The sequence below is a fragment of the Streptomyces sp. L2 genome, from assembly GCF_004124325.1.
Lineage (GTDB): Bacteria > Actinomycetota > Actinomycetes > Streptomycetales > Streptomycetaceae > Streptomyces.
Genome location: NZ_QBDT01000001.1, coordinates 3,748,124 through 3,772,230 on the forward strand (window position 1 = coordinate 3,748,124; position 24,107 = coordinate 3,772,230).

The following is a 24,107-nucleotide window of genomic DNA, read 5'->3' on the forward strand; positions in this document are numbered from 1 at the left end:
CCCTTCACATCGGCGCACGTTGCGATACCGGTCTCGTATCGGGTTACGGGCTTGGCCAGGTCACACAGAACGAGCCGGGTACGGTAGGCCCGGACGGGAGCCTCAGGCCGCGCGCAGACGCCGTGGCCGGGACCGACGGAGAGGGCTGGTAGGTAACCATGGAAGAGCCGCGTCGCCTCGGCGGCCGGTACGAGCTGGGCCAGGTGCTCGGCCGTGGTGGCATGGCGGAGGTCTACCTCGCGCACGACACCCGGCTCGGCCGCACCGTGGCGGTGAAGACGCTGCGCGCGGACCTCGCGCGTGACCCGTCCTTCCAGGCCCGGTTCCGCCGGGAGGCCCAGTCGGCCGCCTCGCTCAACCATCCCGCGATCGTCGCGGTCTACGACACGGGCGAGGACTACATCGACGGGGTCTCGATCCCGTACATCGTGATGGAGTACGTCGACGGCTCCACGCTCCGTGAGCTTCTTCACAGCGGCCGCAAGCTGCTGCCGGAGCGGACGCTGGAGATGACCATCGGCATCCTCCAGGCCCTGGAGTACTCGCACCGGGCCGGCATCGTCCACCGCGACATCAAGCCGGCCAACGTCATGCTGACCCGCAACGGCCAGGTCAAGGTCATGGACTTCGGCATCGCCCGCGCGATGGGCGACTCCGGCATGACCATGACCCAGACCGCGGCCGTCATCGGCACGGCCCAGTACCTCTCGCCCGAGCAGGCCAAGGGCGAGCAGGTCGACGCCCGCTCGGACCTGTATTCGACGGGTTGCCTCCTCTACGAGCTGCTGACGGTACGGCCGCCCTTCGTCGGCGACTCCCCGGTGGCCGTGGCCTACCAGCACGTCCGCGAGGAGCCCCAGGCCCCCTCGGTCTTCGACCCCGAGATCACCCCCGAGATGGACGCCATCGTCCTGAAGGCGCTGGTCAAGGACCCGAACTACCGGTACCAGTCGGCCGACGAGATGCGCGCCGACATCGAGGCCTGCCTCGACGGCCAGCCCGTCGCGGCCACCGCCGCCCTCGGCGCGGTCGGCTACGGCGACGACCAGCCGACCACCGCGCTGCGCCAGGAGCCCGGGGCCGCGGGAGCGACGACGATGCTCCCGCCGATGAACCCGGACGACGGCGGCTACGGCTACGACGACCGCCCCGACCGGCGCCGTCAGCAGCCCAAGAAGTCCAACACCTCCACGATCCTGCTGGTGATCGCCGGCATCCTGGTGCTGATCGGCGCGATCCTGATCGGCAAGTGGGCGTTCGGCGCGCACAACGCGGACCAGTCCTTCAAGGCCCCCAACTTCGTCGGCAACAGCTACGCCGATGCCAAGAAGATGGCGACCAACTCCAGCCTCAAACTCGGGGACCCCACGCGTAAGCCCTGTGCGAACCAGCCGAAGGGCAACGTCTGCTCCCAGGACCCGAAGGCGGGCACTGACGTCAAGAAGGGCGACACGATCAGCATCGTGGTGTCCACGGGAGCGCCCAAGGTCGCCGTACCCAGCGTCCTCGGTCAGAACTTCGACGACGCCAAGTCAACTCTCGAAAGCGACAAGTATCAGTTCAACGTCGAGAAGAAGACCAAGATCTCGACCGAGCAGCCCGGAACCGTCCTGGAGCAGAACCCGTCGCTCGGTGCCCAGGTCGAAAAGGGCTCCACGATCACCCTCACGGTCGCCAAGGCCGAGGAGAAGGTGACCGTCCCCGACGACCTCGTCGGCAAGTCCTGCGACGACGCCAAGACCGAACTGCAGGGCCTGGGCCTGACCCCGACCTGCAACGACACACCGACGACCAACCCCGACGACGACGGCAAGGTCCTCTCGACCAACCCGCAGGCGGGCCAGCAGCTCTCCAAGAACACGCCCATCACGCTCAACGTGGGCAAGCTGCAGAACAACCAGGTCCAGGTCCCGAACATCCAGGGCCAGAAGCTCAAGGACGCCCAGCAGCAGCTGGCCCAGGCCGGCCTGCAGGTCGGCAACATCCAGGGCTCGCAGGACCCGAACTCGATCGTCGTCTCGTCCAACCCGCCCCAGGGCAGCACCGTCCAGTCGGGCTCCCGCGTCGACCTCGTCACCTTCGGCCAGGGCGGCAACGGAGGCAACCAGGGCGGCGGCAACAACGGCGGCACGAACATCTTCGGCGGCGCCGGCGGCTGACCGAGCCCCACCACACGGACGTGGGCCCCTGCCGGTTCTCCCGGCAGGGGCCCACGTGCTCCTCGGCTCTGCGGCTAACCCAGTTCCCTCGGGGGCGTTCGCGCGCTGTCCACCTTCTGCACCCGTACCAGCTCGCCCCAGACCACGTAGCGGTAGCGGGAGGTGTAGACCGGGGTGCAGGTCGTCAGGGTGATGTAATGGCCGGCCTTGGTCTTCCCGGACTCCCTGGGGATCTGGGAGAGGACCTTGACGTTGTACTTCGAGGTCTCCGGGAGGATCGCGTAGACCTTGTAGACGTACCAGTCGTCCTTGGTCTCGAAGACGATCGGGTCGCCCTTTTTCACCTTGTCGATGTTGTGGAACTTGGCGCCGTGGCCGTCGCGGTGGGCGGCGAGGCTGAAGTTGCCCTTCTTGCCGGTCATCGGGAGCCGGGCCTTGACGGGGTCCGTGTAGTAGCCGGCCACGCCGTCGTTGAGGACGTCCGTCCCCGTGCCCTTCTCGACCAGCACCTCGCCGTTGTGCATGGACGGCACGTGCAGGAAGCCGATGCCGTCCTTCGTGTCCAGCGCGCCCGGCCCGGTGTCCTTGGCGTGGGCCCAGTGGTCGCGCACCTTGTGGGCCTGGCTGTCCGCCTTGCGGTCCGCTATGACGTTCGTCCACCACAGCGAGTAGACGACGAACAGGGCGAGCAACAGGCCCACCGTGATGAGGATCTCGCCGAAGACGCTCACCGCCATCGCGATCCGGCCGGGGCGCCGGCGGCGCGCGCCCGGCGGCGCGCCGGTCGGGTCCGTGTGCTCTTCTGTGTCGTCGGCGGTCGCTGCCACTTCGTTCCCTGGTCCCTACTCGACGAGCGCGTCCGGCTTGCCCTTGCTGCGCGGGCGTTCCTCGACCATCTTGCCCCAGACGATCAGCCGGTATTTGCTGGTGAACTCCGGTGTGCACGTGGTGAGCGTGATGTAGCGGCCGGGCTTGGTGAAGCCCGACCCGCGCGGGATCGGGTCCAGCACACCGGTGTTGGCCGGCGACGTCACCGGGAGCGTCGACGTCACCTTGTACACGAAGTACTTGTCCTGCGTCTCCACGACGACCGCGTCGCCCGGCTTCAGCCTGTTGATGTACCGGAACGGCTCACCGTGCGTGTTCCGGTGCGCCGCCAGCGCGAAGTTCCCCGTCTTCGCGTCCGGCATCGCCGTCTTCAGCGGGGCCTCGCCGTAGTGCCCGACCATCCCCTTGTCGAGCACGTTCGTCTTGCTGACGCCCTCGGCGATCGGCGCCACCACGTCCAGCTTCGGGATGTGCAGGATCGCGAAACCCTGCCCCGGCTCGAACACGCCGGGGCTGCGCTTGCCGCTCTCCCAGTCGTGCTGCAGGCTGCTCGTCTCCCGCCCGGCCTGCGCGTGCGCCCGCACGTTCGTCCACCACAACTGGTAGGTGACGAACAGCAGCATCAGCAGACCGGTGGTGATGAACATCTCGCCGATCGCCCGGCTCGCCAGCACCGCCGGACTCGGCTTGCGCAGCCGCGCCTGCCGCCGGGCCTCGACCCGGGACAGTGGCCGCTCCGGCTCGGCCGACGCCCCCGGCTCACCGGCGCGCCCCGGGCCGGCCGTACCCGCCGTACCGCCATGACGCCCGCCACGCCGCCTGGCGGCCTTTCTGCGGGCCGCGCGGCCGCCCCCCGGAGGTCCAGGGGCCGATGTGACCGAGGAGGCCGCAGAGGCGAACGTGGGCCCGCCCGAAGTGGCCAGTGGATCCCCGGCCCCCGGCACCCGCAGCGCCATCGTCTCGTCGTCCAGCGGCGCCCGGTACGCCTGCTCGGCGCCGGAAGAGGGACCCGCGCCCCCGTCGAATGCCGCCCCGTGCTCCGTCGCGCCCCAGTCCCCCAGCGCACCGGAAGCCCCGTACGACGCACCGCCGTACGAGGCTTCGGTCTCGCGCTCCGGGCGCAACGCGGTCACGCCGTGGCCCTGCCCACCACCGGGGCAAGCCCCGCAGACCTCGCCACCGCACCCTCGTCGCCGCACTCCACCAGCCAGTTGGCCAGCATCCGGTGCCCGTGCTCCGTCAGCACCGACTCCGGGTGGAACTGCACGCCCTCCACCCGCAGTTCGCGGTGGCGCAGCCCCATGATGATCCCGTCCCGCGTACGGGCCGTGACCTCCAGCTCGGCCGGCACGGTGGCCGGTTCGGCGGCCAGGGAGTGGTAGCGCGTCGCCGTGAAGGGCGACGGCAGCCCCGCGAAGACACCCGCGCCCTCGTGCTCCACCAACGACGTCTTGCCGTGCAGCAGTTCCGGCGCCCGGTCCACCACACCGCCGTACGCCACCTGCATCGACTGCATGCCCAGGCACACACCGAACACCGGCACACCGGTCGCGGCACAGTGCCGGACCATGTCCACGCACACGCCCGCCTGCTCGGGCGTGCCCGGCCCCGGGGACAGCAGCACGCCGTCGAAACCGTCCTGGGCGTGCGCCGTCGACACCTCGTCGTTGCGCAGCACCTCGCACTCGGCACCCAGCTGGTACAGGTACTGCACGAGGTTGAAGACGAAGCTGTCGTAGTTGTCGACGACGAGAATCCGCGCACTCACTGGTTGTCCACCGTCACATCGTTGAAGGGCAGCAGCGGCTCGGCCCACGGGAAGACGTACTGGAAGAGGGCGTAGACCACGGCCAGGACCAGGACGATGGAGATGAGGGCCCTGACCCACGCGTTCCCCGGCAGATGCCGCCAGATCCAGCCGTACATGCCGTCCCTTCCGTCTCGCCACGGCACCGGTAACCCACGCCGTACCGCACCAGACTAACGGCGCAGGGCCTTCGGTTCGCCTGCCTCCACAGGCTGTGTGGAGTCCAGGTGCGCCCATGCGATCAGCCGGTGGCTGTGCCCCCACTCCGGATCGCAGGTGGTCAGCGTCAGATAGCGGCCCGGGCGCGTATACCCGGACTTACGTGGCACAGGGTCGATCACCTCAACGTCGGACGGCACGGTTTTGTAGGGCCCTTTGTCGATCCGATACGTGAACCAGGTCGTCCCGTCCGTCAGTACGACCGCGTCGCCCCGCCGCAGCCGGGGGAAGTCCTTGAACGGATCGCCGTACGTCCGCCGGTGCCCCGCGACCGCGAAATTGCCGACCTGGCCCAGCCGGGCCGTCCCCGCGTAGTGCGCGAGCCCCTTGCGCAGCACGTCCGCGCCCGTGCCCTGAAGCACCGGCTTGTTCCACGTGAAACCGAGCCGCGGGATGTACATGATCGCGAAAGCCCGGCCGTAGTGGTACGACGGCTGCCGCGGCGGACTCGCAGAAGCCCCGCGGCCGGCGGAAGCCTGGGCTCCCGCCGCGGGGCGCAGGGGCCCCTTCGCCCACTGCTGCTGGAGCTGGTCGATCTGGTCGCTCATCGCGCCGTCGGCCCGCACGCCCGTCCAGAACAACACATAGACGACAAAGAGCACCATCACGGCGCCTACCGTGATGCACAGTTCGCTGACGGTCCTGACGATCACGCGCACCGGCGGCCTCCTGCGAGGGCGGCTACTGCGGCTACTTCACGGGCTTCGCGTAGTGCAGATCCACTGTGCCCGAGTAGCCCGGCAGAGTCACCGTGCCGTCGTCGGTCACTTTCCAGCCGAGACCGTAGACGTTCACGTACACCATGTACGTCTGGATCGCCTTGCTCGCCGCGAGAGCCTGCTGGAGCCTGTCCGGATCACCGACCGCGGTGATCTTGTACGGCGGTGAGTACACCCGGCCCTGGAGGATCAGCGTGTTGCCGACGCAGCGCACCGCGCTGGTGGAGATCAGCCGCTGGTCCATGACCTTGATGCCCTGGGCCCCGCCCTGCCACAGGGCGTTCACCACGGCCTGCAGGTCCTGCTGGTGGATCACCAGGTAGTCGGGCTGCGGCTCCGGATAGCCGGGCAGCTTGGCGGTCGCGTTCGGCGGCGCGTCGTTCAGCGTGACGGTGACCGCTCTGCCCGTGAGGTTCTTCGTCCCCGCGCTCTTCTCCAGGCCGGTGAGCCGCTCGTCCTGCGCCTTGGTGCTGCCGTCGTCGCTCTCCGCCAGCGACTCGACCTTCCCGCGCAGCTTCGCGTTGGACTCGTCCAGCCCCTTGTTCTTGAGGCTGCGCTCCTGGATCAGGTCGGACAGCTTCAACAGGGAGGCGTCGGTGCGGATGTCGGTGCCCTTGGCCGTGTCGAAGCTGGTGAAGAAGATGAGACCGGCGAGGGCGAAGACGCCCAGGGTCAGGATCCGCACCGGCCGGACACGCGGCCCACGCGCGGGGCCGGCACCCGTTGATCCCGTCCCGGGGGAGTCGGCAGAATTGCTCAACGTACCCTTATCTCCTTCGGCGCCGCGGAAGCACTACGCTAACGGACGCCCGGGGGAGCAATCAGTGTCCCCTTGTACGCTGCCCCGAGCCCGACCAGTTGTCTGCGCGGCCACGCAGCGCATCGACAGGAGAGACCCTCGTGCCGAAGTCACGTATCCGCAAGAAGGCCGATTACACGCCGCCCCCCGCGAAGCAGGGGCAGGCCATCAAGCTGACCAACCGCGCGTGGGTCGCGCCGGTCATGCTGGCCATGTTCATCATCGGTCTGGCCTGGATCGTGGTCTTCTACGTGACCGACGGCTCGCTCCCGATCGACGCCCTCGACAACTGGAACATCGTGGTCGGCTTCGGCTTCATCGCCGCCGGCTTCGGTGTCTCCACGCAGTGGAAGTAGCCGCGGCCGACCTCTCGGCCGGCCGGGTCGGGGCAGTTCTGCCCACGACTGTCCGCTGAGTTATCCACAGGCCACCGGCGTTGTCCACAAGAGCTGGGGAAAAGAAGAAGATCTGTGGATAACTCATCAGCGGTTGACGCCGGTGTGACTGGCCTACCGCTCCCCGAACACACGATCGCCCCCTACCTCACCTGCGAAAACTCATCCGGGTGAAAGGGGGCACCGTTGTTCCCGCACGGTGTGCACAGGATCGGCCACCGTCTGTGGACAACGGTTCGACATCAGGTGAGCTGAGCGGTCCTCACCAGCGTCAGGACGACCACGACGGCCAGCACGACGGCACAGGCGCCGTACTGGACGAGGGCCCGGTTCCGGCGCGGGGCGTGCACCATCGCGTATCCCGTGACCGCACCGGCGACGAGCCCTCCGACGTGGGCCTGCCAGGCGATGTGCGGCACGCCGAAGGTGATGATCAGGTTGATCACCAGCAGGGCGATGACGGGCCGCAGGTCGTAGTTGAGCCGGCGCATCAGGACGGCGGTGGCGGCGAAGAGCCCGTAGATCGCCCCGGAGGCGCCGAGCGAGGGCTGGTTCGGGGCGGCGAGCAGATAGGTGAGCGCGCTGCCGGCCAGGCCCGAGACGAAGTACAGGGCGAGGTAGCGGGCGCGGCCGAGGGCCGCTTCCAGCGGGCCGCCGATCCACCACAGGCTGACCATGTTGAACAGGATGTGGATATAGCCGCTGTGCAGGAACATCGCGGTGAGCAGCCGGTAGTACTGGCCGTCGGCGATGCCCTGGGGGCCGGTGAGGTAGGGGGCGTAGGTGTGGCCGCCGAGCAGCAGGAACCGATTCGTGAAGCGGTCGCCGACGGAGAGCTGGACCAGGAAGACGGCGAGGTTGACGCCGATCAGGATCTTGGTGGCCAGCCGCGGGTCCGCCGTCAGTGTGCCGCCCGCGACCGTGCGCGGCCGGGTCGCGGCCGGAGTGTGCCCGGTGCCGGATCCGGCGCGCACGCACTCGGGGCACTGGAAACCGACGGAGGCGCTGACCATGCACTCCGGGCAGATGGGGCGTTCGCAGCGGGTGCAGCGGATGCCGGTCTCACGGTCCGGGTGCCGGTAGCACACGGGCAGGCTCCGGGCGTCCGGCGTGCTGCCTGCGGCCTGGTCCATGCGGTCCCCTTGCTCGTCGGTGGCGGTACCCCCGGCATTACCCTGCCCCGCTCATCCTTACGGACGAGCGGGGCGATTGGTTCCCGTCGGTTCCCGGCGGACGTCCGGCCTCAGCGCTCACGCTTCTCGATGACGACCGTCTCGATGACGACATCGGTCAGCGGCCGGTTGTTGGGGCGGCTGGTCGGCACGTTGGCGATGGCGTCCACGACCTTCTGGCTCGCCGCGTCGGTGACCTCGCCGAAGATGGTGTGCTTGCGGTTCAGCCAGGTGGTCGGGGAGACCGTGATGAAGAACTGGGAGCCGTTGGTGTGGGGGCCTGCGTTGGCCATGGCCAGGAGGTAGGGCTTGTTGAAGGACAGGTCGGGGTGGAACTCGTCCTCGAACTCGTAGCCGGGTCCGCCGATGCCGGTGCCGAGCGGGTCGCCGCCCTGGATCATGAAGCCGCTCATGACACGGTGGAAGAGCGTGCCGTCGTAGAGCCTGGCGCCGCTCACCTCGCCCGTGGCCGGGTGGGTCCACTCGCGGTCGCCCTGCGCCAGCTCGATGAAGTTCTTGACCGTCCTCGGCGCGTGGTTCGGGAAGAGCCGGACCTCGATGTCGCCGTGGTTGGTCTTCAGGGTGGCGTAGAGCTGCTCGGCCACGGTCTGCCTTCCGTTGTCTTTCCGTGATCCTCCGATCCTCGCACGGTGTGGGCCGTGTGGACCCCGGCCTCCGCGAGTTCACCCGGGAAGGGAGCGGGCGGCGGCGAATCGTGGCAGTGTCGAACGCAAGCGCCTGTTGACCGGAATTTCTCCGTTCAGCACCCGTATGCCCGTCCTCGCATGCCGCAGGGCGTGCCGACAGGCATGATCCGTAAAAGGGTGGAAAGTCGAAATACCGTACGCCACCGAGGAGGAGGAACCCGTGACCCGCATCGACAGCGTGCGCGCCGCGACCGGCTCGGCGAAGGACAGCGTGCTGCACGCCGCGGAAGTGGTGGCGCCCTACGCCGACACGGCCAAGGACCGTGCCGCGTATTACGCGCAGGAGGCACGCGTACGGCTCGCGCCCGTGGTGTCCCAAGCCGCTGAACAGGCCCGTGTGCAGTACGACGCCCATCTGGCCCCGCGCCTGGAGCTGGCCCGCACGCATGTGCCGCCGAAGATGGACCAGGCCGCACAGGAGGCGGCGGCCCGCACCCGCAAGGCCGCCAAGCAGGCCGCCGAGTACTCACGTCCCAGGATCGAGCAGGCCGTGGCCGCGGCCGGACCGGTCGCCGACGAGGCGACCGCGCGCGGCGCCGCCGCCCTGGCCGCGCTGCGCGGCCAGGTCTCGGCCCAGCAGATCCAGAAGATGGCACGCCGCAACGCGCGGCGGTCCCGGGCCGGGCGCGCCGTGAAGGTGCTCGCGCTGGTCGGCGTGATCGCCGGCGGTGCCGTGGCGGCCTGGAAGTGGTGGGACAAGCAGGCCAACCCCGACTGGCTGGTGGAGCCGCCGGCCCCGACGGAGGTGCCCGAGTCGAGCCGGCTGAGTTCGGTGGACGGCAGCGACACGTCCGTGCTGGACCCGGAGGTTCAGGCGAAGGAGGACGAGGAGGACGCAGCGCACCGCGACGACCAGGCGTGACACGGTCGTACCGGTCGCACCGCGACGGTCGAGGCGGTCAAGGCCGTCGAGGCGTGGGACGGGCGACGTGGAGTCGTCCGTCCCACGCCGTCCGTCCCACGCGGGGTTTCACGTGAAACCCCGCCATTGGGATCACGTTTCACGTGAAACACCGTGCTTTACGTGAAACACCGCTCGCTCACGTCGCCCCGGTCGTCACTGAGCGCGATCCGCGCGGTGACGCGCTTGCCGACGGGCTCCCGCTGGGCCTCGAAGTCCTGGGTGACGGCCAGGACGATCTCCAGTCCGTGCTGTCCGACCCGGTCGGGGTCGGCCGGCCGGGCGACGGGCAGCGCGGGGTCGCTGTCCCAGACCACGACCTCCACCTGGTCGCCGATGAGGTGCAGGTCGAGCATGACGGGGCCGGGAGCGTACTTGCGGGCGTTGGTCACGAGCTCGCTGACCACGAGCTGCGTGGCGTCCAGCACCTGGGGCGGCAGGGGGAGACCCTGCTCGTCATGGAGACGGCCAAGGAATCCGGCCGCCAGATGCCGGGCCTCGGCGATGCACGTACCGTCGCCCTCCAGCGCGACCGTCAGCTCCGGGAGATCGATATCGGGTGCCTCGTGGCTCTGATCCGAAAACACAGGCTCCACCGGGACCGCCGCCTCCACTGCGCCCGTCCAGCGCTCACGCGGCTTCGCGAGTGCCTGGCGCGTCGACTGCCTTGCGTCCGTTCAATCCCCTTATGCCCTATCTTGCACCGGGCCATGCGGGTCTGATGGCGTAGTCGTGGGCGCCGGGGATACCCGGTGGACATGGCGAAGCTGCATCTCCCGGGCAGAAGAGATCATCACGGCGCCGACACGGACGAGGACGACACCCGTCCGGTCCCGTCCCCCGACGAGGCCGGTCCCGGCCCCGAGGTGGAGCGGCGGGCGCCGGACTCACCCACGAAACTCCCTCGGGGAGCCTGGCGGGCCGTGCTGCGCGGTTCGCTGCGCGAGTTCAAGGACGACGAGCTGAGCGACCGCGCCGCGGCACTGACCTACTACGGAGTGCTGTCGCTGTTCCCGGCCCTGCTGGTGCTGGTCTCCGCGCTGGGCCTCACGGGCAGGTCGACCACCGACAAACTGCTGGACAACCTCAAGCAGCTCGCTCCGGGCTCGGCCCGCGACATCCTCACCCAGGCGGTCCACCAACTGCAGAACAACGCCGGCACCGGCTCGATCATGGCCGTCGTGGGCATCATCCTGGCGGTGTGGTCGGCGTCCGGGTACGTGGCGGCGTTCATGCGAGCGGCGAACCGGGTGTACGACATGCCGGAGGGCCGGCCGGCCTGGAAGATCCTTCCGGTGCGGCTCGGACTGACCGTCGCCCTGATGGTGCTGGCCGTCATCAGCGCGCTGATCGTGGTCTTCAGCGGCAGTCTGGCCCACAAGGCCGGCACCGCCCTCGGACTGGGGGACACCGCGCTGACCGCCTGGTCGATCGCCAAGTGGCCCGTCCTGGTGCTGCTGGTCACCTGCATGATCGCGCTGCTGTACTGGGTCGGCCCGAACGCGCGGGTGAAGGGCTTCCGGTGGATCACCCCGGGCAGTTTCCTCGCCCTGCTGATCTGGATGGTGGCTTCCGTCGGTTTCGCGTTCTATGTCGCGAACTTCGCCTCGTACAACAAGACCTACGGCACCATGGCCGGCGTGATCGTCTTCCTGGTCTGGCTCTGGATCAGCAACCTGGCCATCCTGCTGGGCCTCGAATTCGACGCCGAGACGGTACGGCAGCGGGCGATCAGCGGCGGTCTGCCGCCGGACAAGGAGCCGTACACCGAGCCGCGCGACACCCGGGCGTGGGACGACGAGGACGTACGGCGCCTGGAGGAACCCTGAGCCGTCACCCTCCCCGCCTGGGCCTCCGCCACCTGACAGAAAACCCCCTCTGACCGCTGACAGACAAAACCCCTCTGACCGCGTTTCCACAGGTCAGAGGGGTTTTTGCGGGGTGGAGCCTAGGGGAGTCGAACCCCTGACATCTGCCATGCAAAATCACATGCACCGAAACCCGGGTTTCGCCGAGTCTCGCCGAGGGGCTCCGAGTGCAGGTCAGCCACGGTGAGCCTCACACCGTCCCGCTTCCACGAGACTCGCCGAGACTTGCCGAGCGGGGTTTGTGGAATCCATGTGGACTCCCAACCCGTCAGGCCTCATGAGACGGCCCGCAGGTGGCGTGCCTCGCCGCCGTCCTCGAGGGCCGCGCGCACCCGGTCAGCGGCACCCTCGCTGCCGTGCGTGTACAGCCACGTCACCCGGCCGCCGCGCTCCTGGCCCAGCATGAGCTGCACGTCCTTCTCACTCACACCCCGGGCGTGCAGACGGGACGCCAGCGCATGCCGGTAGTCGTGCAGCCTCGGCCAGTACTCCTCGCGGCCCGTCTCTGGGTCCTTGATGAGCCGCGCCAATCCCACTTCCTTGATCGCGGGGATCCACACCCGGCGCCGGAAGTTGTTGCCCCGCAGCACCCCGTCGAGGACAACCTTCTTTCCCTTCAGGAGCCGTGTCTCGCCGGCCATCGGCCCGCGGAACACCAGCTCCTCCGGGCAGAGTCCGTCCTCCACGGCGGTCATCTCGCTGGAGGCCGGCAGGCGCTCCAGCATCAGCCCGGCCGCCTGCGCAGCGATCGTGGTGAGCGGCACGGTGCGGTAGCCCGCGACGGTCTTCGGCATTTTCTGCCGGACGATGGTGCCGCGGTCGTCGACGAGGATGTGCCGTACGTCGGCGGTGCCCTCCTCCAGATCGAGGTAGCAGGCGCGGAGGCCGATGATCTCGCCCCACCGCATCCCGGTCTCGTGCGCGAAGTCGACGAGCGGCTGGTACCAGATCGGGATGGCTTCCCGAAGCTGGGCGTACTGCTCCTCGGTGGGCGGCCGCAGTTCGTCCGGGTGCTTGGCCGGCGCGGACGCGGTGATGGCTACGGCGTCGATCGGGTTCTTCGCGATCCGGTCGTCGACCATCGCGTCCCGCATCAGGGCCCGGAACAGCTCCCTGGCCTTCACCTGGGTGGCGTGGCCCTTGACGTCCTTGCGCAGCCACGCCTGGACCTCGGCGGTCCGGATCGACGCCAGCTTCCTGCGGCCCCACTTGGGCTCGATGTGGCACGTCCACAGGGACAGCTTCCGGTTCCGGGTGGTGGGACGCACCGGCTCGTGGCCGGGCCACCACTCTTCCCACCAGGCCGCGAGGCTGATCTCGCCGCGCTTGGGGTCCAGGTAGGTACCGGACCGGACGGAGTCACGAACCTTGTCGAGGAACGCGTTGGCGTCCTTGGCCTTGGGGAAGTTCTTGGCCTTCTGCCTGCCGTCAGCATCGCGGTAGCGGGCCTGCCAGGAGCCGACGCAGTCCCGCCGGCGGGCGCGGTCGCCGTACTCCTCGGGCGGGTAGGCCTCGACGCACAGCTTGCAGCCGCACGACTTGGAGCGCAGCTGGCGGGGGTTGTTCGTCGCCCTACGAGGCACGGCGGCCTCCCTGCGGCTGCACGGTGGCCAGGAACAGTTTCGCGTCCGCGTAGGTGGCCAGCCGCTTCGCCCGGTGCCGGCCGTCGGCATCGCGGTAGCGGACGTGCCACCGGCCCTGGCAGGTGGTGCGCGGCGGCCGGTGGCCGTACCGCTGGGGCGGGTAGTCGATCAGGCAATCGCGGCAGCCGCACGTACGGCTGGGGATCTGCTCGGGTTCAGGCGCCAAGGTGGATCACCTCGTTGCTCCTTCGCTGAGTCGGGATCGCGGGGAGCATGCTGATGGTCTCCCCACACCAGCAGACTGCACCGAACGTCCCCTGCTCCACGCCAAGTTGCTGAAGGACAGCCCGTACGGCGCGAAGGGTGAACAGCGTCGTGGCGCCCAGCTCGTCCGGGATGAGGATGGTGTTGCGGTCCCGGACCCACGGGTCGGTGATCTCGTGGCGCGGTGCGTACTGGACGCGAATGCACATGGGCACACTCCCCCGGGTTGATCACACGTGTGGCTAGCGGTTACCAACGGGGGAGAACGTCAGCAGCGTGTTTGACCGTACCCGCTGTTGAGTGAATATGCGACCACTCTGTGCAGGATTTGTGTGCATGAGCTGACGGGGAGTGACTAAGTCCGTTTAGCTGAGACTCGCAGGTCCAAGGAAGGGTTGTACGCCCAGTTTTGACAGGCGTTCACCTACTGGTCGTTGCTCTCGGCGACCGCGCTGGCCTGGATGTACAGCAGCTGCCGCTGCTCCTCGGTGAGGCGGTCGAAGACCTCCAGGAGCGCCTCGCGCTCGCCGGCCTGGAGCGGGGGTGGCGCCTTCTTCCCGGTGGCCGCGAAGAGCCGCGCCTCGGGGAAGCGGGGGAATTTCTCGGCGAGCCGGCGGATGGCGTCGCGCCTGGGGATGGCTTTGCCGTTGGCCCAGTTGTTGACGGTGGAGACGTGCAGGCCGATGCGTCGCGAGATCTCGCTGTCGCTGATGCCCCCGTACTCGTCCCTGAGGGCGGCGAGGGCCTGCGCGAAGGTCTCGGTGGGCTCGGTGCGGTCGGGTGTCTCCACGCAGGCAAGCGTGCCCGGACCTTCTACTTTTCGCAAGCGAAAGTAGAAGGCATGGCTAGAAGTTGGCGGCGCGCGACCTCCCCATTACGCGCCGTTGTGCAAAGCATATGCCGCCAGAGTAGAACACCCATTCGATCCGCGCGACACCCTCGGCAGAACACGGCGAATCTCGGCGAGACCAGTTGACGAACTTCGATTTCGAAAGTAGAAATATCGAAGACGCCTCAGCCGAGGCGATCCAGCCACAACGGCACGAGGTCCATTCATGCCCAAACTGCACCGCAAGGACGACGGACGACCGCTCAGAGACGCCATGGCCCGCGCCGGCCTCTCCATCCCTGCACTCGCCAAGGCGACGCAGCGGGTGGACCCGGCCGGGAAGGGCGTGAGCGCCGCGACCGTCGGCCGGCTCGCGGGGCAGGGCAAGACGGCCCGCGAAAGCTGCGAGCTGAAGACGGCCTGGCTCGTCGCCGACGCGCTCCACAAGGAGACGAGCGCCCCCCTCCAGGACCTCTTTGCCATGCCCACACATTCGACTTCGATTATCGAAAGGTCAACCCCTGATGCCGAGGAAGAGTGACCGGCGCGTCGCCCTCCCGGGCGGCCTGCTCCCCCTCGTCGACCAGCAGCAGCTGGAGACCTACTACGACGTCTCCGACTGGCAGGTCCTCAAGTGGCTCCGCGAGGGGATGCCCGAGGAGCCCTACGCGGGCCGCGGCCGCCGCTTCGACCTGAACAAGGTCCGCGACTGGATGGCCAAGCAGAGCGACCGGCTCGCCGCCACCGCCTGACCCACCCCCACACACGCCGAAGGGCCGCCACAGCTGCCAGGCCCGGCGACCCCCGACTCGGCGCCTCCACACAGAAGAGAAAGCAGAGGTCACCGTGACCACATCATCGCAGACCAGCAGCAGGGTTACCCCGCTGCACCGGTCGCCCCAGGCGGCACCGACCACCGTGCCCGGCGTGTACCGGGCGGCGGCCCGCATCCTCGCCGCGAACGGCCTGTACCAGGGCGACCACGTCCCGGACGCCATGGACCGGGAGATGTGCATCCCGCACTTCCTGCGCCCCATGAGCATCGTCGCCGCCCTGAAGTGCGCGACGACCGGCGACCCGCACCGCACCTCCCTGCTGTCCGACGAGGCGATCGCCGTGCTGGCGCTGCGCCTGGAGGTCGACGGCGAGGGCCCCCTGTACGGCGGGATCTTCGACCTGGAAGCGCACGTCGACGCGTGGGGCGACATGGAGTCGCGGACCACGGAGTCGGCGGTCGCGATGCTGGAGCGCGCGGCGGAGATGGCGGTGGCGGCGTGAGTATCTCGCCCCTCGCCATGACGGCGAAGAAGGTCATCGACGCGGCTTGGCTACACGGCCCCTCGTACGACCTGGCCTCGCAGGCCGCGTTCGCGCTGGAGTCGGCGCAGCTGCTGCAGTCCCCGGAGATCGCCGCCGAGCACGCGGAGCTACGCACGTCGCTGGAGAAGCGCACGGAGCTGCTGCGCGAGGTGCAGGCGATGTGCCGGCGGCGCGGCAAGGAGATCGATGGCCGCAAGGTGTACGAGGCCCGGCTGAAGGCCGACATCGCCACGCTGACGGCCACCGTCCGGGCGCAGGACCGGCAGATCGCCGCGCTGACCACCCGGCTCGCTGAGTACGAGCGGCCGGCAGACGAGGACCCGATCACGTTCGCGCTGACCCCGGAGGCGGAGCAGGCGGTTGACCGGCTGACGCGGATGCTGGCGCCGACGCAGGTCCTCCGCGAGGACGAGTCCCTTGCCGTCTGCCGATGTGCCGAGCCCGGAGCTGACCCGTACGAGTGCCAGGCCGACGACTGCACCCACGAGTTCTCCGAGCTGAACCCCTTCGCGGGTGCGCGTCCGGTCGACAAGCCCAGCGCCGAGGTTTCCCGCAGGTGCGACCGCTGCGACTGGCGTACGTCGGTCTGGCACGTCGATGACGGTTCGGCTGACGAAGAGCTTCAGAGCCACGTGGCCAGGGTCCACAGCGTGCCGGAGACGGGCGGTGTCTCGTGATGTGGCTTCTCATGACGCTGGTGTTCGTCTCGTCTGCGGCGCTGATCGCGTGGGCGGTGCTGTTCGTCGAGGACGAGGCGCACAGTGCGCCGGAGTCGGTGTGGCTGCCCCGGCCCCGGTCCCGGTCCGGTGGTGACCAGTGAGCGGCCGCGACGACGCGGCCGCGCGTGAGCAGGCCGGGGAGAAGAGCAGCCCCCTCGGGGTCGACGCCACTCCCGCCGAGCGCCGCTGGACCCTGCGCGGCCTGGTCCTGCTGCCGCTCCTGCTCGTGACGTCCGGCGCCCTCGCCGCTCTCGCCGCCTTCACGGCCTCCGCGTTCTTCGACGGAACCACCCGGTGGGTCGTCTGGGCTGCCGTCGCCAGCGCGGGCGTCCTCGGCGGCGGCTACGTCGCTCACATCCTCACCGACACCCTGAACTCCCGGAAGGACGGCCGCCCGTGAGCGCCCGCACCGACATCCTGGACGCTCTCCAGCGCGACGGATACAAGCACCGCGAGGCCGCCAGCCTGCTGGAGGTCGCCACCAAGGAACCGCAGACCCCGACCGGTCTCGGAGACCCCGAGTTCCCGGCCACCCTCTCTGGCGGCCACGCCCTGATCATCGAGTACGGCGACGAAGAACTGATGGCCTGGTGCCAGTGCGGCAGGCCTCTCGGAACAGGTCGGCCCTCCCAACCTCTCGACCCGTTTGCCGAGGCATGGGAGCGCCACGTGATGGCGGGGGTGTCCCGCTGATGACGACCGCAGCCCCGGCCGGGCCCACCAGCCCGGCCGCCGGCCGCCGGGTCACCCCGACCGGCCGCCTCATCCTCCCCGCCGACGCCGACCGCGCCGACTGGCTCACCGCCCGCCGTAACGGACTCGGCTCCTCCGACATCGCCGCCATCCTCGGCATCAGCCGCTACGGCAACGCCCTGTCCGTCTACCACGACAAGACCGGCGGCCTTCCCCTGGAGTCCGACGACTCCGAACCCGCCCTGTGGGGCAGGGCTTTCGAGGAGACCGTCGCCCGCGAGTGGGCGCGCCGCAACCGCTCCTTCGTCCGCCGCGTCGGCCTCGTCGCCAACATCGACCGGCCATGGCAGATGTGCACCCTGGACCGCCGCGTCCTGGACTGCCCCCTCGCCGACGGCGCCGAGAAGTGCGCGGTGGAGATCAAGTGCCGCGACAAGATGAAGGCCAGCCTGTTCCGCACCGGAGTCGCCGACGACGTGCTGGTGCAGACGCTGTGGCAAGCCGACGTGTGCGGCTACGACCACATCCACGCCGCAGTCCTGATCGGCGGGAACGACTACCGGCAGTACGTGATCCGCGTCGCCGACCACGCCGATCTGATCGCCGATCTCCGCACCGCAGGCGAACGGGCCTGGCAGCAGATCACCTCCCGCCGCCCGCCCGTCCTGGCGCAGGACGCCGACCCCGACGTGCTCCTGGACCTCTACGACCGGCTGTACCCCGAGCGCGCCGGCACGGTCGACATCACCCGCGACGTCGGCGCCCAGGAAGCCCTCGGCGACTACCTCGACGCGCACCAGGAAGCCACCGCCGCAGCGAAGCGGAAGAAGGCCGCACAGGCCCGCATGGTCGAAGCCCTTGCGGGCGCTGAGGCCGCGATCGTCCTGGACCGGCCCTTCTACAGCCTCGACGAGACGCACCGCGAGTACTGCGACGTCAAGCGGCTCGCCGAGCACTGGCCCGACGCGTACGCCGACTGCGTCGAGGACCGCGTCTCCCGCCGCCTGAACATCCCCCGCTCTGTCCGTGAGGAGCACACCGCATGACCACGATCGCTGAGCGGGCCGCCGCAGCCGCCGGCCGCACCACCGGGACCGACGACCTGGCACTGCCGGACGAGTACGTCGACCAGTTCCCCGAGCAGGCCCCGGCACCAGACCCGATGGCCGACTACGAGCCCGGCAACGACGACCCCGAGATGGTCCCCGTCCACATCGCGTGGCTCCGCGTCCGCCGCGAAATCCGCTCCATCGCCAAGGGCCAGAAGTACGAGGAAGGCCGCACCAAGTACAACTTCCGCGGCGCCGACGTCGTCGTCCAGCACTTCGGGCCCGTCACCCTCAAGCACGGAGTGCACGTCCTGCCGGTCAACGTGTCGACGTCGTACGGCGGCAAGCAGACCAAGAACGGCAGCATGATGCGCGAGTGCACCGTCACGGTCACCTGGCAGATCATGGGCCCCCTCGGCGACACCCTCACTCTCCAGACGGCGGGCGAGGCGCTGGACACCTCGGACAAGTCCACTACCAAGGCGCAGACGGTGGCGCTGCGGACGCTGCTCCTCACCGCCGGACTCGTCCCCACCGGGGACCGTGACCCGGACGCCGACCGCATCGAGCGCGGCATGGACGCCCCGGCCCGTTCCGCCGACTCCTACCGCGACGAGCTGCTGGACCCGAAGACCTCTCCGGGCCGCATCCAGCAGATCGGGTACGAGGTGTCCAACGCGCGGATGCTGGGCTCGCGGGTCCAGAACGAGACGGGTGAGTGGGAGACGCTCGGCGACCTCGGCCGGCGGATTCACGGCGAGCGCACGGGCGGTGGCCAGTGAGCGCCTTCACCGACGTCCGCAAGCTGGCGTGGGACACCGAGACCACGGGCCCGAACCCGCTCGAAGACCGCATCGTCACCGCCGCGATCGTCGTCCGCGGCGGCGGCCGCGACGACCGTATTTTCTCCTGGCTGATCAACCCGGGCGTGCCGATCCCGACCGAGGCGACCGCCGTCCACGGCATCGACGACGCCAAGGTCCAGGCCGAAGGACAGGACCCGAAGACCGCCCTCGAGGAGATCGCCACCAACTTGGTGCGGGCCATCGAGTGGGGCATGCCGATCGTGGCGTTCAACCAGTCCTTCGACTGGTCGATCCTCCACCACGACCTGGTGCGCAACGGGCTCCCGACCATGGCCGACCGCGTCGGATCCGGCCCGCTTCCCCTGCTGGACCCTCACGTCATCGACAAGCAGGTCGACGAGCGTGTCAGGGGCTCTGGCCAGCGGAAGCTGAAGCCGACCGCCGACCGGTACGGCGTTGCATTGACCGACTGGCACACCGCCGAGGCCGACGCCCTGGCCGCGCTGCTCATCGCCGAGGCCCAGTTCGAGCGGTACCCGTACCTCAACAAGTGGGAGCCGCTCGACCTGTTCGCCGCGCAGCAGAAGTGGCGCGCCAAGCAGCAGGCCAGCCTCCAGAAGTGGTTCCGGACGAAGGCCACGCCGGAGCAGGGCGGCGACCCGAACAAGGTGCTCGACGGCTCGTGGCCGCTGATCCCCGCCCCGCGCGCGGGCGGTGACGCGTGAACCCGATGACCGGCGAGCAGCTCGCCGACCTCCGCCGCACGCTCGGCCCTGCCAACCCGGCCAGCCACGACGCCGTCCGCGACCTCCTCACCCACCACCGCCGGACCGACCCCGCCGCCGAGGTCCGCTACTTCCGGCTCGTCGTCCCGACCGTCGTCAAGCGGCTCCTCCTCGCCGAGACCGAGCGCACCAACCTGCGCACCACCATCGCCCGCCTCGTCATCGCCAACCAGCGCGGCGACGACTACTCCCTCGCCGACCTCGCCTTCGAACTCCAGCAGGCCGGCATCGACCTCAAAGACGACTACGCCGCGGCCGACGCACTCGCCGAAGCGGCAGAGCGGGAGGGACTCCTGTGAACCCCATCGTCAGCCGGGCCCGCTACGAGCGTGACATCGCCGTACTCCGGGCCGAGACCGCCAGGCTCCGCCGCGAACGCGACAACGCACGCGATGAATGCGGCGCCTACAAGGTTGCCGCCACGACGGCGGCCCGGCAGGTCATCGACGCCGAGGACGCTCCCCGGCTCATCGAGGGCGGCCGCGTCCACATCAGCACGCCGTCCGAGGAACTGGCCCGGGCCCGCGCGCAGGCGCGCGCCCTCGAGAAGCGGCTCGCCGAGCTCACGGCCGCCAACCAGGCCTGCACCTGCCAGCGATGGGAGAACCTGGCGTGATCCCCGAGGTCACCATCGGCGCCGCCGTCCTCATTGCCGCGCTGGTCGTCGCCACCTTCACCGCCCGCTGGTACTTCCGGCCGGCGCCCACCACCGGGCAGCACCGCGCGGGCATGGTCCGGCCCGTCGAAGCCCTCGACCAGTTCGAGTCCTGGTGCCTGGCCGAGCACCGGCGCACGCTCCACGTGCGCCTGGCCACCGGCACCGTGTGCCTGGACTGCCGTACGCAGCTCACGCACGCGGGGCAGGCGGGGGACGTGCTGTGAACCAGACCCTGTTCGACACCGAGCGTCCGGCCGCCCGCGCGGCGGCCGGGCCCCGGCCCGCCGGCCTCCCGAAAGTCATCGGCCTGGACGTCGCCATGGGCATCACCGGCGTCGCGGGCGAGGGCTGGACCGACTACGTCAAGGCCAAGGGACAGTCCCAGCACTCCCGGTTCGAGCAGCAGCTCGCCGGAATCGCTGATTACACCCGGCACGCGGCGTTCGTCGTCATGGAGGGCCCGGCGTTCTCGAAGAACAACAAGGGCGCGGACGCGCTCTCGGCGATGCGGTGGATGGTCCGCCACGACCTGTGGAAGCGGCGCATCCCGTACGCCGTCGTCAACCCCGACCACCGGATCATCTACGCCGTCGGCACCGCCGCCCCCAAGGACCCCGACACCGGCCAGCGGCTGAAGGGCGACCCGCTGAAGGCCGTCGTCCGGCAGGCCGTCGCCGACACGTACGGCATCACCACCGAGGGCGAAGCAAAGTACGACCAGGCCGACGCCTACATCATGCTGGCGATTGGCCTGCACTGGCTCGGCTGGCCACTCGCGGTCGTCCCCGACACCCACCGGCGGGCCATCGACTCCGTGCGCTGGCCGGAACGCGGGCTGGTGATCACCCGATGATCGAGCTCACCATCCGCGTCACCAGCCAGGCATCCGCCCGCCGCCTCGCCGCCGCCCTCCGCCAGGTCGCCGCCAACGAAGACCAGGCCAACCAGGCCCGCACCTACCGCGGCGCCGCCCGCCGCCTCGAGCGACTCGTCCGGCCGCACTACATGCCGCGCACCCGCCGGCCCCGCCACGCGGGCGTCGACGACGAGGCCGTACGCCGCGTCGTCCTCGGCCAGCAGCCGCTCCCGGACCTCACCCGCGACGAGGCCCGCCTCGCCTGCTGGGTCCTCACCAAGCAGCACGCCAGCGCCACCGAGATCGCCGACCGGGTCCGCGTCACACCGCGCACCGTGCACCGCTGGCGCGCCGACCACCAGAAGGCGGTGAACTGATGAGCAACATCAACGCCACCCGCGAGCAGATCGTCGAAGCCCTCCAGCAGGGCTGGAGCGTGAACCGCATCAACCGCGAACTCCGCGCCGACCGGGCCCGGATCCGCGCGATCCGCGACGAACTCAACCTGCCCGTCTACATCCGCCCGGCCACAACCCGCACCATCGACGAGAAGTGGCGCGAGTACGCCGGCCCCGCCGACACCGACGGCCACATGGAGTGGACCGGCGAGCACGGCACGAACAGCGGCACCCCGCTGCTCTCCTACAAGGAGCGGCACCACAGTGCGGCCGGCATCGCGTTTCGGATCCGCACCGGCCGCGACCCCGAGGGCCAGGTCATCGCCGACTGCGGCCGCAAACACTGCATCGCCCCCGACCACGTCGAAGACGAGCCCGGCCGCCGACGCAACCGGGAACAACTGCGCTACCTCCTCGGAGGCGGCCCAGTCCCGGAGCAGTGCAAGGCCGGCCACAAGCTGGCTGAACACGGCCGGATCGGCGCCGACGGGCACGCCTACTGCCAGACCTGCAAGTACGGCCGCACGCTGGCGGCCCGGCAGGCGGTGGCGGCATGAACGGTCACGCCCCCGACACCCTCGACAGCGCCCTTGCCTGGGCGAACAACGCCGCCTGCCGCGGGCAGAACCTCGACCTGTTCTTCACCGAGTCCAAGACCGGCGTGGAACAGGCCAAGCAGATCTGCGCCCGCTGCCCGGTCCGCGAGGACTGCCTCGACGAGGTCCTCCGCGCGGAGAACGACGCCCGGTACGGCGTCTACGGCGGACTCACCGGCAAGGAACGCACCCAGCTGATCAGGCGCCGATGACCACGGTCGCGGCAGCGCTGTTCGTCGACCTCGGCGAGGGCCGGGAGACCGGCCACGGCACGTTCCGGTGGAGCCGCCTCCCGCGCGCCCGCTACGAGTGCCTGCGCTGCCACACCGTCGAAACCCCCGACGGCAACGGCCCCGGCGACATCGCCCGGTTCATCAGCAGCATCCGCGACCAACACACCTGCCGCACCACACGCCAGGCGCAAGCCGCCTGACACACCCATCACAGGAAGGCACCACCCACACATGACCATTCAGGACACCGAGCCGCAGGCCCAGCCGGCCGAGTTCGCCGCGTTCCTCGTCGGCCACCTCAACGGCCGCGTCCACCACGCGCTCAGCGAGGAACTCCACGACCTCCTCCAGGCCGTCTCCGCCCACGGCAAGAAGGGCTCCCTGGTCATCAAGGTCCTCGTCGAGCCGTCCAAGGGCCACGTCGAGGGCGGCCCCCTCGCGATCAGCGTCGAGTCCGACCTGAAGGCCCCCAAGTCCACCCCGCCGGCCGCCATCTACTTCGTCGACGACGACGGCAACCCCACCCGGAACGACCCGCAGCAGATCGCCCTGGACTTCCGCACCGCCCCCGCCACGAACACCTTCAAGGACGCCTGACCACCATGACCTACACCGAACTCAGCAGCACCAACGGCGAAGCCCAGACCATCGTCGACACCGCCCTCGCGAGCGCCGACCCGGCCGAACTCGAGCCCGGCAAGTACTACGCGTTCGTCACCCCCGGCGGCCTCCACGAGGTCGACCTGACCGGGCCCGAGTACACCGGCGTCCCCCCGCGGAAGGCCGGCACCACCACCGTCCGCGACGCCGTCTCCTTCCACGCCTACTACAGCAAGCACGCCGACGACGACACCGAGGTGTACGCCGACGCCGAACGCCTCACCGTCACCGCCGTCCTCGACGCCCACACCGCCGACGGCGCCCGCTGGGCCGGGCACCGCCTCCACCTCGCCCTCCGCGAGACCACCGCCTGGCAGCAGTGGTTCCGCAACGACGGCCAGTTCCTCGACCAGGAGACGTTCGCCGAGTTCCTCGAGGACCACCTGCCCGAGCTCCTGGAGCCGTCCGCCGCGGACATGCTGGAGATCGCCCAGTTCTTTCAGGCCGCGCAGAAGGTCGACTTCCAGTCCGCGACCCGACTGAGCAGCGGGCAGCGACAGTTCCAGTACGTGGAGACCGCCACCACCAAGGCCGGGCAGAAGGGACAGCTGACCGTCCCCGAGACCTTCGTCATCGGCCTCGTGCCGTTCGAAGGCAGCGAGGGCTACCGGCTCACCGCCCGGCTCCGCTACCGCATCGGGCAGAACGGTCTCCGCCTCGGCTACAAGCTGGAGCGCCCCGACGAGATCTGTAAGACCGCGTTCGCCGACGTCGTCAAGGCGATCGGCGAGCAGATCGACACCCCGGTCATGAACGGGACGTCGGCCTGATGAGCCGGGCCCGCAGGCGGGGCAACACCGACTCCCGCTGCCCCGCCTGCGGCGCCCACCTCCTCACCCAGTGGGTCGGCCACACCGCAGCACTCCACGCCCGCGTCGACCTCCCACCCCCCGGCGAACCACGGCCCTACCCGGCGGCCGTCACCGACGCCACCCCGCAACGGCTCGTCTGGTGCCTCCCACGCCCCCGGCACGGCCCGCTGCGACTGCGCTGGACCAGCCCCGGCCACCCGCCGGACTGCCCGCACCAGCACCTGCTCGACCACCAGTGCCCGCCCGCCGAACCCACCACGATCTTCTGAGGA

The 24,107-nt window shown here is 69.8% G+C and carries 38 protein-coding genes; 25 read left to right on the forward strand and 13 right to left on the reverse strand.

What is annotated here, in order from left to right; all coding sequences use genetic code 11:
* The first annotated feature begins 158 nt into the window (after nt 1-158).
* Entirely contained in the window at nt 159-2,159 is a 2,001-nt protein-coding gene (gene pknB, locus DBP14_RS16355; protein WP_129307933.1) for a Stk1 family PASTA domain-containing Ser/Thr kinase, read from the forward strand.
* 74 nt (nt 2,160-2,233) lie between these two features.
* Here the strand turns inward: pknB and DBP14_RS16360 are convergent, their stop codons facing one another.
* Genes DBP14_RS16360 through DBP14_RS16385 form a run of 6 tightly spaced genes read right to left on the reverse strand, consistent with a single transcriptional unit; the run spans nt 2,234 to nt 6,492 of the window.
* Nucleotides 2,234-2,986 (reverse strand): class E sortase, encoded by a 753-nt coding sequence (locus DBP14_RS16360; protein WP_129307934.1) that lies wholly within the window; start codon nt 2,984-2,986, stop codon nt 2,234-2,236.
* Nucleotides 2,987-3,001: 15 nt separating this feature from the next.
* The gene (locus tag DBP14_RS16365; RefSeq protein ID WP_206739279.1) at nt 3,002-4,120 is read right to left on the reverse strand and encodes a class E sortase; all 1,119 of its coding nucleotides are present in this window, start codon (nt 4,118-4,120) and stop codon (nt 3,002-3,004) included.
* Nucleotides 4,117-4,755 carry an aminodeoxychorismate/anthranilate synthase component II gene (locus DBP14_RS16370; protein WP_129307935.1) on the reverse strand — a complete coding sequence of 213 codons (639 nt, stop codon included), beginning with the start codon at nt 4,753-4,755 and terminating at the stop codon, nt 4,117-4,119. The genes DBP14_RS16365 and DBP14_RS16370 overlap by 4 nt, the downstream gene beginning before the upstream one ends.
* On the reverse strand, nt 4,752-4,913 hold the full coding sequence (locus tag DBP14_RS16375; RefSeq protein ID WP_129307936.1) for a hypothetical protein: 162 nt from the start codon (nt 4,911-4,913) through the stop codon (nt 4,752-4,754). The genes DBP14_RS16370 and DBP14_RS16375 overlap by 4 nt, the downstream gene beginning before the upstream one ends.
* 54 nt (nt 4,914-4,967) lie before the next feature.
* Nucleotides 4,968-5,672, reverse strand: a complete 705-nt coding sequence (locus tag DBP14_RS16380; protein WP_129307937.1) for a class E sortase — start codon at nt 5,670-5,672, stop codon at nt 4,968-4,970.
* A gap of 31 nt (nt 5,673-5,703) precedes the next feature.
* Nucleotides 5,704-6,492 (reverse strand): DUF881 domain-containing protein, encoded by a 789-nt coding sequence (locus DBP14_RS16385; RefSeq protein ID WP_129307938.1) that lies wholly within the window; start codon nt 6,490-6,492, stop codon nt 5,704-5,706.
* A gap of 140 nt (nt 6,493-6,632) precedes the next feature.
* On the opposite strand from DBP14_RS16385, the gene crgA reads away from it, so the two are divergent.
* The gene (gene crgA / locus DBP14_RS16390; RefSeq protein ID WP_129307939.1) at nt 6,633-6,887 is read left to right on the forward strand and encodes a cell division protein CrgA; all 255 of its coding nucleotides are present in this window, start codon (nt 6,633-6,635) and stop codon (nt 6,885-6,887) included.
* Between the two features lie 281 nt (nt 6,888-7,168).
* Here the strand turns inward: crgA and DBP14_RS16395 are convergent, their stop codons facing one another.
* Together DBP14_RS16395 and DBP14_RS16400 are read right to left on the reverse strand one after the other, a co-directional pair.
* Complete coding sequence (locus DBP14_RS16395; RefSeq protein ID WP_129307940.1) at nt 7,169-8,059, reverse strand: rhomboid family intramembrane serine protease; 891 nt, start codon at nt 8,057-8,059, stop codon at nt 7,169-7,171.
* Nucleotides 8,060-8,169: 110 nt separating this feature from the next.
* On the reverse strand, nt 8,170-8,703 hold the full coding sequence (locus DBP14_RS16400) for a peptidylprolyl isomerase (RefSeq protein ID WP_129307941.1): 534 nt from the start codon (nt 8,701-8,703) through the stop codon (nt 8,170-8,172).
* A 262-nt stretch (nt 8,704-8,965) separates the two neighbouring features.
* Here DBP14_RS16400 and DBP14_RS16405 point away from each other — a divergent pair, with 262 nt between their 5' ends.
* Nucleotides 8,966-9,667 (forward strand): DUF5324 family protein, encoded by a 702-nt coding sequence (locus DBP14_RS16405; protein ID WP_129307942.1) that lies wholly within the window; start codon nt 8,966-8,968, stop codon nt 9,665-9,667.
* A gap of 158 nt (nt 9,668-9,825) precedes the next feature.
* Here the strand turns inward: DBP14_RS16405 and DBP14_RS16410 are convergent, their stop codons facing one another.
* A complete protein-coding gene (locus DBP14_RS16410; RefSeq protein WP_241740942.1) occupies nt 9,826-10,293 on the reverse strand; it encodes an ATP-binding protein in 468 nt (155 codons plus the stop codon).
* Nucleotides 10,294-10,464: 171 nt separating this feature from the next.
* On the opposite strand from DBP14_RS16410, the gene DBP14_RS16415 reads away from it, so the two are divergent.
* The gene (locus tag DBP14_RS16415) at nt 10,465-11,535 is read left to right on the forward strand and encodes a YihY/virulence factor BrkB family protein (protein WP_129307944.1); all 1,071 of its coding nucleotides are present in this window, start codon (nt 10,465-10,467) and stop codon (nt 11,533-11,535) included.
* A gap of 314 nt (nt 11,536-11,849) precedes the next feature.
* On the opposite strand, the gene DBP14_RS16420 is transcribed toward DBP14_RS16415, so the two are convergent.
* The 4 genes from DBP14_RS16420 to DBP14_RS16430 all read right to left on the reverse strand — a co-directional run bounded on the left by DBP14_RS16420 (nt 11,850) and on the right by DBP14_RS16430 (nt 14,211).
* Nucleotides 11,850-13,157 (reverse strand): tyrosine-type recombinase/integrase, encoded by a 1,308-nt coding sequence (locus tag DBP14_RS16420; protein WP_241740943.1) that lies wholly within the window; start codon nt 13,155-13,157, stop codon nt 11,850-11,852.
* A complete protein-coding gene (locus DBP14_RS36065) occupies nt 13,147-13,383 on the reverse strand; it encodes a hypothetical protein (protein WP_164992338.1) in 237 nt (78 codons plus the stop codon). The genes DBP14_RS16420 and DBP14_RS36065 overlap by 11 nt, the downstream gene beginning before the upstream one ends.
* On the reverse strand, nt 13,373-13,630 hold the full coding sequence (locus DBP14_RS16425; protein ID WP_129307946.1) for a hypothetical protein: 258 nt from the start codon (nt 13,628-13,630) through the stop codon (nt 13,373-13,375). The genes DBP14_RS36065 and DBP14_RS16425 overlap by 11 nt, the downstream gene beginning before the upstream one ends.
* Nucleotides 13,631-13,845: 215 nt before the next feature.
* Nucleotides 13,846-14,211: a helix-turn-helix transcriptional regulator gene (locus tag DBP14_RS16430; protein ID WP_164992339.1), complete on the reverse strand. Its 366-nt coding sequence runs from the start codon at nt 14,209-14,211 to the stop codon at nt 13,846-13,848.
* A gap of 265 nt (nt 14,212-14,476) precedes the next feature.
* On the opposite strand from DBP14_RS16430, the gene DBP14_RS16435 reads away from it, so the two are divergent.
* The 21 genes from DBP14_RS16435 to DBP14_RS16530 all read left to right on the forward strand — a co-directional run bounded on the left by DBP14_RS16435 (nt 14,477) and on the right by DBP14_RS16530 (nt 24,104).
* Nucleotides 14,477-14,791, forward strand: a complete 315-nt coding sequence (locus DBP14_RS16435; RefSeq protein WP_129307948.1) for an XRE family transcriptional regulator — start codon at nt 14,477-14,479, stop codon at nt 14,789-14,791.
* Nucleotides 14,775-15,002, forward strand: coding sequence for a hypothetical protein (locus DBP14_RS16440; protein ID WP_129307949.1), 228 nt, complete (start codon nt 14,775-14,777; stop codon nt 15,000-15,002). Before DBP14_RS16435 ends, DBP14_RS16440 begins: the two co-directional genes overlap by 17 nt.
* 94 nt (nt 15,003-15,096) lie before the next feature.
* Nucleotides 15,097-15,528 carry a hypothetical protein gene (locus DBP14_RS16445; RefSeq protein WP_129307950.1) on the forward strand — a complete coding sequence of 144 codons (432 nt, stop codon included), beginning with the start codon at nt 15,097-15,099 and terminating at the stop codon, nt 15,526-15,528.
* Nucleotides 15,525-16,247, forward strand: coding sequence for a hypothetical protein (locus DBP14_RS16450; protein ID WP_129307951.1), 723 nt, complete (start codon nt 15,525-15,527; stop codon nt 16,245-16,247). The genes DBP14_RS16445 and DBP14_RS16450 overlap by 4 nt, the downstream gene beginning before the upstream one ends.
* Before the next feature lie 11 nt (nt 16,248-16,258).
* Nucleotides 16,259-16,390: a hypothetical protein gene (locus tag DBP14_RS37300; protein ID WP_277752704.1), complete on the forward strand. Its 132-nt coding sequence runs from the start codon at nt 16,259-16,261 to the stop codon at nt 16,388-16,390.
* On the forward strand, nt 16,387-16,689 hold the full coding sequence (locus tag DBP14_RS16455; protein WP_129307952.1) for a hypothetical protein: 303 nt from the start codon (nt 16,387-16,389) through the stop codon (nt 16,687-16,689). The genes DBP14_RS37300 and DBP14_RS16455 overlap by 4 nt, the downstream gene beginning before the upstream one ends.
* Entirely contained in the window at nt 16,686-16,982 is a 297-nt protein-coding gene (locus DBP14_RS16460) for a hypothetical protein (protein WP_129307953.1), read from the forward strand. The genes DBP14_RS16455 and DBP14_RS16460 overlap by 4 nt, the downstream gene beginning before the upstream one ends.
* Nucleotides 16,982-18,028: a lambda-exonuclease family protein gene (locus tag DBP14_RS16465; protein ID WP_129307954.1), complete on the forward strand. Its 1,047-nt coding sequence runs from the start codon at nt 16,982-16,984 to the stop codon at nt 18,026-18,028. The genes DBP14_RS16460 and DBP14_RS16465 overlap by 1 nt, the downstream gene beginning before the upstream one ends.
* Complete coding sequence (locus tag DBP14_RS16470; protein WP_241740944.1) at nt 18,025-18,813, forward strand: ERF family protein; 789 nt, start codon at nt 18,025-18,027, stop codon at nt 18,811-18,813. Before DBP14_RS16465 ends, DBP14_RS16470 begins: the two co-directional genes overlap by 4 nt.
* Nucleotides 18,810-19,562, forward strand: coding sequence for an exonuclease domain-containing protein (locus DBP14_RS16475; RefSeq protein ID WP_129307955.1), 753 nt, complete (start codon nt 18,810-18,812; stop codon nt 19,560-19,562). The genes DBP14_RS16470 and DBP14_RS16475 overlap by 4 nt, the downstream gene beginning before the upstream one ends.
* Nucleotides 19,559-19,921: a hypothetical protein gene (locus DBP14_RS16480; RefSeq protein ID WP_129307956.1), complete on the forward strand. Its 363-nt coding sequence runs from the start codon at nt 19,559-19,561 to the stop codon at nt 19,919-19,921. Before DBP14_RS16475 ends, DBP14_RS16480 begins: the two co-directional genes overlap by 4 nt.
* Nucleotides 19,918-20,238, forward strand: coding sequence for a hypothetical protein (locus tag DBP14_RS16485; RefSeq protein ID WP_129307957.1), 321 nt, complete (start codon nt 19,918-19,920; stop codon nt 20,236-20,238). Before DBP14_RS16480 ends, DBP14_RS16485 begins: the two co-directional genes overlap by 4 nt.
* Complete coding sequence (locus tag DBP14_RS16490) at nt 20,235-20,504, forward strand: hypothetical protein (protein WP_129307958.1); 270 nt, start codon at nt 20,235-20,237, stop codon at nt 20,502-20,504. The genes DBP14_RS16485 and DBP14_RS16490 overlap by 4 nt, the downstream gene beginning before the upstream one ends.
* On the forward strand, nt 20,501-21,133 hold the full coding sequence (locus tag DBP14_RS16495) for a hypothetical protein (protein WP_241740945.1): 633 nt from the start codon (nt 20,501-20,503) through the stop codon (nt 21,131-21,133). The genes DBP14_RS16490 and DBP14_RS16495 overlap by 4 nt, the downstream gene beginning before the upstream one ends.
* On the forward strand, nt 21,130-21,513 hold the full coding sequence (locus DBP14_RS16500) for a hypothetical protein (RefSeq protein WP_129307959.1): 384 nt from the start codon (nt 21,130-21,132) through the stop codon (nt 21,511-21,513). Before DBP14_RS16495 ends, DBP14_RS16500 begins: the two co-directional genes overlap by 4 nt.
* Complete coding sequence (locus tag DBP14_RS16505) at nt 21,513-22,091, forward strand: hypothetical protein (RefSeq protein ID WP_129307960.1); 579 nt, start codon at nt 21,513-21,515, stop codon at nt 22,089-22,091. The genes DBP14_RS16500 and DBP14_RS16505 overlap by 1 nt, the downstream gene beginning before the upstream one ends.
* Nucleotides 22,088-22,342 (forward strand): WhiB family transcriptional regulator, encoded by a 255-nt coding sequence (locus DBP14_RS16510; protein WP_129307961.1) that lies wholly within the window; start codon nt 22,088-22,090, stop codon nt 22,340-22,342. The genes DBP14_RS16505 and DBP14_RS16510 overlap by 4 nt, the downstream gene beginning before the upstream one ends.
* Nucleotides 22,339-22,563, forward strand: coding sequence for a hypothetical protein (locus tag DBP14_RS16515; protein WP_129307962.1), 225 nt, complete (start codon nt 22,339-22,341; stop codon nt 22,561-22,563). Before DBP14_RS16510 ends, DBP14_RS16515 begins: the two co-directional genes overlap by 4 nt.
* Before the next feature lie 31 nt (nt 22,564-22,594).
* Nucleotides 22,595-22,960, forward strand: coding sequence for a hypothetical protein (locus DBP14_RS16520; RefSeq protein ID WP_129307963.1), 366 nt, complete (start codon nt 22,595-22,597; stop codon nt 22,958-22,960).
* 5 nt (nt 22,961-22,965) lie between these two features.
* Nucleotides 22,966-23,793: a DUF2303 family protein gene (locus DBP14_RS16525; RefSeq protein WP_129307964.1), complete on the forward strand. Its 828-nt coding sequence runs from the start codon at nt 22,966-22,968 to the stop codon at nt 23,791-23,793.
* On the forward strand, nt 23,793-24,104 hold the full coding sequence (locus DBP14_RS16530; RefSeq protein ID WP_129307965.1) for a hypothetical protein: 312 nt from the start codon (nt 23,793-23,795) through the stop codon (nt 24,102-24,104). The genes DBP14_RS16525 and DBP14_RS16530 overlap by 1 nt, the downstream gene beginning before the upstream one ends.
* Nucleotides 24,105-24,107: the final 3 nt, after the last annotated feature.

What these genes read in the sequence shown, in the direction of transcription:
- DBP14_RS16505 (WP_129307960.1), top strand. Translation starts at nt 21,513, where the DNA reads ATGAGCAACATCAACGCCACCCGCGAGCAGATCGTCGAAGCCCTCCAG.
- DBP14_RS16530 (WP_129307965.1), top strand. Translation starts at nt 23,793, where the DNA reads ATGAGCCGGGCCCGCAGGCGGGGCAACACCGACTCCCGCTGCCCCGCC.
- DBP14_RS16395 (WP_129307940.1), bottom strand. Translation starts at nt 8,059, where the DNA reads ATGGACCAGGCCGCAGGCAGCACGCCGGACGCCCGGAGCCTGCCCGTG.
- pknB (WP_129307933.1), top strand. Translation starts at nt 159, where the DNA reads ATGGAAGAGCCGCGTCGCCTCGGCGGCCGGTACGAGCTGGGCCAGGTG.
- DBP14_RS16465 (WP_129307954.1), top strand. Translation starts at nt 16,982, where the DNA reads ATGACGACCGCAGCCCCGGCCGGGCCCACCAGCCCGGCCGCCGGCCGC.
- DBP14_RS16375 (WP_129307936.1), bottom strand. Translation starts at nt 4,913, where the DNA reads ATGTACGGCTGGATCTGGCGGCATCTGCCGGGGAACGCGTGGGTCAGG.
- DBP14_RS16515 (WP_129307962.1), top strand. Translation starts at nt 22,339, where the DNA reads ATGACCACGGTCGCGGCAGCGCTGTTCGTCGACCTCGGCGAGGGCCGG.
- DBP14_RS16440 (WP_129307949.1), top strand. Translation starts at nt 14,775, where the DNA reads ATGCCGAGGAAGAGTGACCGGCGCGTCGCCCTCCCGGGCGGCCTGCTC.
- DBP14_RS16470 (WP_241740944.1), top strand. Translation starts at nt 18,025, where the DNA reads ATGACCACGATCGCTGAGCGGGCCGCCGCAGCCGCCGGCCGCACCACC.
- DBP14_RS16415 (WP_129307944.1), top strand. Translation starts at nt 10,465, where the DNA reads ATGGCGAAGCTGCATCTCCCGGGCAGAAGAGATCATCACGGCGCCGAC.
- DBP14_RS37300 (WP_277752704.1), top strand. Translation starts at nt 16,259, where the DNA reads ATGACGCTGGTGTTCGTCTCGTCTGCGGCGCTGATCGCGTGGGCGGTG.
- DBP14_RS16520 (WP_129307963.1), top strand. Translation starts at nt 22,595, where the DNA reads ATGACCATTCAGGACACCGAGCCGCAGGCCCAGCCGGCCGAGTTCGCC.
- DBP14_RS16510 (WP_129307961.1), top strand. Translation starts at nt 22,088, where the DNA reads ATGAACGGTCACGCCCCCGACACCCTCGACAGCGCCCTTGCCTGGGCG.
- DBP14_RS16435 (WP_129307948.1), top strand. Translation starts at nt 14,477, where the DNA reads ATGCCCAAACTGCACCGCAAGGACGACGGACGACCGCTCAGAGACGCC.
- DBP14_RS16500 (WP_129307959.1), top strand. Translation starts at nt 21,130, where the DNA reads ATGATCGAGCTCACCATCCGCGTCACCAGCCAGGCATCCGCCCGCCGC.
- DBP14_RS16425 (WP_129307946.1), bottom strand. Translation starts at nt 13,630, where the DNA reads ATGTGCATTCGCGTCCAGTACGCACCGCGCCACGAGATCACCGACCCG.
- DBP14_RS16525 (WP_129307964.1), top strand. Translation starts at nt 22,966, where the DNA reads ATGACCTACACCGAACTCAGCAGCACCAACGGCGAAGCCCAGACCATC.